The sequence below is a fragment of the Novosphingobium sp. PhB57 genome, from assembly GCF_004342985.1.
In the GTDB taxonomy this organism is placed as follows: domain Bacteria; phylum Pseudomonadota; class Alphaproteobacteria; order Sphingomonadales; family Sphingomonadaceae; genus Novosphingobium.
This window is the reverse complement of sequence record NZ_SMBO01000031.1, coordinates 1-6,794: the sequence shown is the minus strand read 5'-3', so window position 1 is coordinate 6,794 and position 6,794 is coordinate 1. Positions and strand designations below refer to the sequence as shown.

7 protein-coding genes are annotated in these 6,794 nt (G+C 54.4%); 2 read left to right on the top strand and 5 right to left on the bottom strand.

Going from position 1 to position 6,794, the window contains the following annotated elements:
* Positions 1–404 (top strand): ATP-binding protein (locus tag EDF58_RS25555; protein WP_165921602.1); only part of this gene is annotated, 404 nt, incomplete at its 5' end.
* Between the two features lie 645 nt (positions 405–1,049).
* On the opposite strand, the gene EDF58_RS25550 is transcribed toward EDF58_RS25555, so the two are convergent.
* Positions 1,050–1,559 carry a DNA-deoxyinosine glycosylase gene (locus EDF58_RS25550; RefSeq protein ID WP_243654520.1) on the bottom strand — a complete coding sequence of 170 codons (510 nt, stop codon included), beginning with the start codon at positions 1,557–1,559 and terminating at the stop codon, positions 1,050–1,052.
* Positions 1,560–3,378: 1,819 nt separating this feature from the next.
* On the opposite strand from EDF58_RS25550, the gene EDF58_RS25540 reads away from it, so the two are divergent.
* The gene (locus EDF58_RS25540; protein ID WP_132270593.1) at positions 3,379–3,582 is read left to right on the top strand and encodes a helix-hairpin-helix domain-containing protein; all 204 of its coding nucleotides are present in this window, start codon (positions 3,379–3,381) and stop codon (positions 3,580–3,582) included.
* 125 nt (positions 3,583–3,707) lie between these two features.
* On the opposite strand, the gene EDF58_RS25535 is transcribed toward EDF58_RS25540, so the two are convergent.
* The 4 genes from EDF58_RS25535 to EDF58_RS25520 all read right to left on the bottom strand — a co-directional run.
* Positions 3,708–4,142 carry a transposase gene (locus tag EDF58_RS25535; RefSeq protein ID WP_207913191.1) on the bottom strand — a complete coding sequence of 145 codons (435 nt, stop codon included), beginning with the start codon at positions 4,140–4,142 and terminating at the stop codon, positions 3,708–3,710.
* A gap of 356 nt (positions 4,143–4,498) precedes the next feature.
* Positions 4,499–4,834, bottom strand: coding sequence for a hypothetical protein (locus EDF58_RS25530; protein ID WP_132270585.1), 336 nt, complete (start codon positions 4,832–4,834; stop codon positions 4,499–4,501).
* A 589-nt stretch (positions 4,835–5,423) separates the two neighbouring features.
* On the bottom strand, positions 5,424–6,179 hold the full coding sequence (locus EDF58_RS25525; protein WP_132270583.1) for a Crp/Fnr family transcriptional regulator: 756 nt from the start codon (positions 6,177–6,179) through the stop codon (positions 5,424–5,426).
* 366 nt (positions 6,180–6,545) lie between these two features.
* A partial coding sequence (locus EDF58_RS25520; RefSeq protein ID WP_165921601.1) for a transposase occupies positions 6,546–6,794 on the bottom strand: 249 nt, incomplete at its 5' end.

The following is a 6,794-nucleotide window of genomic DNA, read 5'->3' as shown; positions in this document are numbered from 1 at the left end:
GGTTGGCCTGTGCGATCGGCCACAAGGCCTGCCGCGATAACCGTTCGGTTCTCTACACCCGGTTGCCGCGGCTGATCGACGAACTGACGCTGGCCGAAGGTGACGGCCGTATCGCTGCCCGCATGAAAAGCCTCGCCCGGGTCGATCTGCTGACCTTGATCTTGGACGATTGGGGGCGTCAGCCACTCGACGGCAACGCCCGGAACCATCTGCTCGAAATCCTCGAAGACCGCTACGGTCAGCGCTCAACGCTCGTCACCAGCCAGCTTCCCGTGGCCCGCTGGCATCAGACCATAAACGATCCAACCTACGCCGACGCCATCCTGGACCGCCTCGTGCACAACGCACACCGGCTCGAACTCGAGGGTGAATCCATGGGTCGACCCGCAGTTGCCGCCGCTTGACCAAGGCGCCAACATAGGTGACATCCACGAGCAACGATCAGGCCTTCAACTGCGCGCGATCGTATCGGAACGCTGCGCGGCATCAAATCGGAATGGCTGCGCGCGATCGTCGCAATCCGCACTCGGCGGCCCATCATTTTGCTCAGCTGCGTCCTTCACGGATGACGATAGCCCTGGCCAGAACAATTTTGCTGTTTTGGACGTCGCTCAAAACTTAATCGACGCGGCGGTCATCGGGCGGGCAGGGGGGATATGTTCCGCCTTAGTCCCCATCACGGACTTAGAGTGACGTGGACCTTTCATTGCTCCCATATCCGCGTCTTCATACATTCTCATCGGCGTCTGAAGCGAAATCAGTACGCTTCCAGTTCAGGCTACAAGGAGATGCGGCATGGATCAGAAGCCAGCTAAGCTTGGAAAAAAAGTCGAACGACCCGACCGAAGAGACTGAAGGGCAGAAGGCTGGTCAGTTCGATAGCCAGACGGGGTGTGCTGGAGGCGAAGCCAATCTCTTTCGATCGGCATCCGGCAGGCAGCCTCATGATCACCGTCCCGGCTTATGGCCATTCCAAATCAATCGAAACCGACTGAACGCTCCGAGTACGGCGAGCAGACATCGCTGCTATTCATAAGAAGTTGGTGAATTCAAACTCGGTCAATGTAAATGAAAGGTGAAAGCCGATCGCGCCATAGCGTAAGCTTGGTTTCCCGGCTTACCCTCGCGAATGCTGAACTGGATGAAGGAAGATCGATCAGTTTGAGATGCTTTTGCCCATAAAGCTGCGCCCGCGCCCGGCGAGCCGCTGCACCGCCATTGAACGCAAAAGCTCTCAATTCGGGAAAACCATTCGAAAAACTCAGCAAGTCCCGGTGACGTGCATCGCGAATTGCGCTATCCAAGCTGCCGTGGCGGCTTGCGCTTTCGACGACGTCCCATAAGCCGACCCCTCTTCGCAAAATCTGCTCGACTCTTTCAGAATACGGGGTTGACGCAAAGGAAGGGATTCCGATCGTTTCGCCAATCAGCCACCAAAATGCGTTCGAAGGATGGGCATAATACTTTTGCTCGATCAACGACCGATCGCCCGGTAAGCTCCCTAGAATGACGACGCGCGTCCTCTCGTCGACCACAGCCGGAAAAGCGCTCTTTTGCATTGAATCTTGCCTATGGCCTTTGGACCCGGCCCACATCAATAGCCGCTGCGTGAGGAAATGTTCCGTTAGACGAACCAGCCCCGAAGCCCCAAATATGGCTGATCGTTCAAGCTTTAGGCAATTAGGAAACCCCTAGCGGGCAGGTCGATTTGCTGGACCAACTGGTCTGACTGGACAGGATTTTAATAACTGCCCGGCGGATCGCTCGCCGGAAAGCTCTCATCAACCTGCTCGTCGACTTGATCCCAATCGGAATTCTTTATTCCGGACTGGCTCTCCGGGCCGGCGTTGCGGACAATCCCTGAAGACCCTACCGGCCCATGGTCGTCTTCGGCGCTAGGCACTGGAACTGGTTTCGACCTGGAATACCAGAGGTAGCCCAGCCCTGCGATAATTCCTAGTTTAAACAGCCTGCCCATTTCACGCTCCCATTCATTCTGAGTGATGCTATGCTGACAAAAGTGGATTTATTTCACAACTTGATCTGCAAATACGCCCGAAACCGTCAGTGCGCCCGCTGGATCGTAGATTTCTTTCCGAATCTGGCATCAGTTTTTTTGCGACGAAGTTGCGAAGCAGCGGCCCGCTGCTTGTGGCTGGTGGACGGCGCCTTGAGCAGATCTCGGAGTGGAATTTGGTTCAAATCCCATCTGCGACAAGAGGTCCATCAGCTTTTGTCCATCCGACCTTACCCGCGAAAGCCAATGGTCATGATCCAGATGTCCAAGCGCAGACCGTTGGAATTGACCAGCGGCGCGGACGGAATCGCAGAGCAGATGCACCTTGAGAGACTTTCCGGCTTGGTCACCGGAAACCCGGTCGCTGCGCTTTGTGCGGATATCCACTTGAATGCTCCAAAAGGACAAGAGTTCTAATCGGCCACGTCTTCCTCGCAGCTAGGAAGAAACGCTTCTCGGCTCGATTAGTTGCCAGTCAGGCCACGCTTTCGCACTCACTTGATGCGCCCGACCATTTCAAAAAATGTACCGAATGATGTTTAGTGGAGCTTGCTGGCGGAGAGATTTGAAATATAACCCAACAAGGTTGAATAAAAATCTTATCAAAAATAGTTGGCGGAGTGGTCCCGTATGTCGGATAAGATCAAATATTCCACTGCGGTTAAATCAGACATAACCTCTTTTGAGTCTATTTTTCGCCGCCTGTTTTGCCATCTCCACTGCGGCGGTTAGAGTTCGGATTATGGCAGGACGGGTTACGGCCATAAGGCCTCGTGCCAAGGTCAGATCGACCATCTGCGACCATTCAACTCCTCTGATTGATAGCAATTTCAGCCAAAGTCCGTGGCTTTCCGATGCAGGGCGGTTCAGTTCGCGCGTCAATCCACTATTGTCGCCCAAATTCAGAGCTTCCTGCCGAGAAAGCGTTTCGGTGCTTATGAGGCGCCGCGCCGCGCCGCGTCGGGCTGTGTTTCGACCTCTCGTTCCGAGGTGCGCTGGCCATTGTTGCCTGTGTTGGAAAGGATTTTACGGCGCATATGGTCTGGGGGGACCCGTTTGAGACGCAAATGACTCAAGTGATGGTTTTTTCATGACAGGTCCGTGCACCTCGCGCGGCGAAGCCAAGGAAAGCGGGATCAATCGTATGGAAAACCGCGGAAAAGTCTTTTTATTCAAAGCCCCTTTGAATGCCTTCGATGGGATCACCGCTCAACCAGGCACAAGCCGGCCGCCTCCACCTATGTGACAAGCCAAATTATACGCCGACGTTTTTGAAATGCGCTGCTGCAGGAGCAGAACCTTTAACCGCTTAGCTCGTTTACGGCAAAATCCCAACTCGAACTGGAACATTCATGAGCGATATGATCGATATCAATACTGCCACAGCGGACGAACTGGATACTGTCGACTGTCTTAAAGGCCACGGATTCGAAATCATTCGTTACCGTGAGGAGCGAGGATCCTTTACAGATATACGCCAATTGAATGAGGTTCCCGGACTTTCTGGAAAAGTGGACAGGGCCGCACCGTTAACGGTGACCACGGATAGAGCAAGGAACAGTTAAGCCAACCGACCAGAAGATTTTGCATCTGCGTCGTAGCCCTTTTCTTCGGGCAAAGCGTCGGGTGCGCGTTCGGGCAGGTCGAACCAAGACGTCATAGGCCCTGCAATCTGCCGTCTCGCGCACCGTCAGATAGACGGCGAGTGGTCGGCCGAGTGCGTCAGCCGGCTAGCGAAGCTTACTGCTGAACCCGCACCGCGAGCGGCCAAGAGCACGTCGATGAGTTCCCCTTTTCCGCGCTCTGCCAAGACATGGACGCGAACTGTGGTGCCACTGATGCTGCAGTAGGCGCTGTTTGCCATGACTTCGGCCAGCGTCACGGCAACGGACTCCCAGATTCCGGCTTCACTCCATCGCCGGAACCGACGATAGTTGAAGTTCCAATTGCCATATTTGGGTGGTGCGTCTCGCCACGGAGCTCCACAGCGGAGCCGCCACAGAATTCGGCTGATGATTGAGCGGTTTTGCTCGGGCAGCCAACCTCGGCCCCGGTTCTCAGGCTCGATTGGCAACAAGACCTTCAGAACGCGCCATTCTGCTTCGGAGAGATCGCCCCTGCTCAAGTCCGCCTCCAAAGAGCAGCCTTGAATCAAGGAGAGGTCCCGACGTCGGTGCATGGATACTGGGATGACTGCTTCCGATGCTTCAACAGAGCGTTTTCACCTGCTTCCTTCGATGAAATGACGGAAGATGCTAGACAGTCATTGATAGCGCTCGGTTCGGTGATTCTGTGCATCGGGTTTTTCGTCGCAAGCCACAGTCTGCTCAAAAACATCGACATTTCCAGCGAATTCTTCTGCTGGGCTTAGTGCGGATGACTATAGATTTTGGCTGGCGTTTCTTCAGGTGGATCCGTGCGAAACGCGCGACCTCCGGGTAAACTCCGCTTAGGCAATTTGTTCACGCGGCATTGTATAAATCACTCAAAGGAGAAATTCAGTTCCGCGGTTTTAACTGCCAACATCTCTTGCGGTGAAAACTGAACGACAGAGGACTGTTCTGATATTTCCGTGACTGCATCTACGCCATTCCCCCCATCGCTCCACAGTTTGACGGATTTCAAAGGAACCCGCATGGAATCGTGGAAGACGACCTCGCAGACAATGACGCTGTTTGCCTCATGCGCTCGGTCGACAAAGCGTATGTCGATAATCACGCTATCGTCAGTAGGGGCGAAGCGGATGTCAGCAGATCGGCCCTCTTCGATTTCCTGATGGTGCGTACTGGGTGAAGTCACATCGAGAATAATTGACATCTGCTTGCTCCTGTTTCTTGAACAGCCCCCGTGACAAATCATTTCTGCATTTGACGGTTCGCCACCGTGACCTGCGATTCTGTTGCGTCGGCGCAAAGGTAACGAGAGCGGTTATCGTTTGAACGTCTGGCAAGAGGCTCGTATCCAGTTTCGCGCGGCTCAATCGAAAAAGCCTGGGGTGCGCTGCTAAAGAAGCGATGTTAAATTGGGCCTCGGCCGCAATCGAGGCACCGGGGAGCACTTTTTCCGTATCAGAAAGTTGTTACGTTTAGCGCCATGACCCGGGTTCCGGGTCAAGTCTCCCCTCGGGCAGCCTATCACGAGAAAAAAGAGACCCTGCAGAGCGGCGTCGGCTGCAGGGTCCAGGTTCAGCATAATGGTCTAGCCGACATAGACAGACCGCCCTTGTCGGGCGGTCCATTTGCTGCCCCGGACGCGCCTCTTCATTGAGACGTGGGTCGCGGATCGTCCAAGGTTGGAGGAAAGCGTCTGTCGCTGACCGGGGTTCCGGCATACCTCGAAAGATATGTTCATTTAGAATAGCATAATTTTCATGATAGCCTTCATGACTATAAGCACGCATAAAAAACTATGCTGTTACAAATGGTTGAACATCGGCCGGGTTGCTGTCGAGTTCCTCCAGGCCCAGATAAGAACCCTCGAATTGGGCCATAGTCATAAGCTTTTGGAGGGAAGGAATGGTAAGGCGTTTGCCAGATTGCTCGATCAGATTGCTTCGCCTTAAATCCTGGATCACGCGGTTGGTGTGGACCTGTGTGAGACCGCACGCTTCGGCGACCTGCGTCTGCGTTAGGGGGAATGCGCAAATGCCATCGGGCATTGCGGAAATTTGCTGCTGTCGCAGGTAAAGTTCACAAAGCAGATGGGCAACCCGCTCTCTAGCACCGAGCAGTCCAATGACAGAAGTCCAGCGGCGTTGGATGGCCAAAACTTGCATTTGGCTGCGCCAGAAAGCACGCGAGAGGCCCGCGCTGCGCATCAACACCGCGCTAAACTCCAGCTTACCGATGATGGCAACTGTAAGAGACGTCAGTGCGGTAATTGATTGCCCGACTGTTGAGTGGCCCGTCAGGTCGCTGCAACAGACGTCACCCGCCATTCCAAATCCGACGATTTGGCGACGACCATCGGGAATATGGATCGCCTGTTCAGCCCAACCACCGACGATAATTACAATATGGGCGGTGCGATCTCCTTGACTCAAAACAGTCTGTCGAGGCAGGTAAGTGCGTTGCCTCAGTTGGGAAGCGAAACCCAATAAGCTCTTCCTCAGCGGCAGATACGCTGGCGGAGAAGCGATATCGTTTTGCGGCTCGGACCACATGACAGGGTCTCCGGAGCCAGGACACCGAATCGTGTGCTGGATGTTAACAACCTTTCACTCTGGTGCTGGCGGCTCATTCACATGAGTTAGCGTTCCGAGTTCAGGATAACAGTCCGGCCAACGCTTGAGGCATCTTGCCGACGCAAGCTTCCAGAATGATTTGATCGAACTGCGCGACGCATAACTTTCAATCTGCTTCCACGCAGTTTCGTGGTGCTTGATTAAACGGGTTGTGGTTTCCGAATTTAGCCTAGCTCGCTGACTAAGTTCGCTTGGCTCGCTGTGCAAACAAAGGGATGCCGAGGCCGTATCTCCTATCTGTGTCAAAGGCCGCTTCAATGTCTAAGTGCCTGGCTCGGAAGTTTCTCAACCGTAGCAATACCTTGCAGTTCTGCGGGTAAGCATGCGGATAGAGGCTATCGTCGCCCATGCCGTGGAGGATGCGATGGTGGTTTCCCAGTCTTTGGCAAGGCGGCCGCATCGGCCAAGCCATGCGGATGTGCGTTCGACGACCCATCGCCGAGGGAGAACCTGAAAGTCCTTCGCCTTGTCCGAACGTTTGATGATTTCGATCGTCCAGGCACCTGATACGGTCAGGGCGGCACGAAGCTTGTC

Excerpts from the sequence above, each read along its gene's own strand:
- EDF58_RS25550 (WP_243654520.1), bottom strand. The coding sequence starts at position 1,559 with ATGCAAAAGAGCGCTTTTCCGGCTGTGGTCGACGAGAGGACGCGCGTC.
- EDF58_RS25540 (WP_132270593.1), top strand. The coding sequence starts at position 3,379 with ATGATCGATATCAATACTGCCACAGCGGACGAACTGGATACTGTCGAC.
- EDF58_RS25530 (WP_132270585.1), bottom strand. The coding sequence starts at position 4,834 with ATGTCAATTATTCTCGATGTGACTTCACCCAGTACGCACCATCAGGAA.
- EDF58_RS25525 (WP_132270583.1), bottom strand. The coding sequence starts at position 6,179 with ATGTGGTCCGAGCCGCAAAACGATATCGCTTCTCCGCCAGCGTATCTG.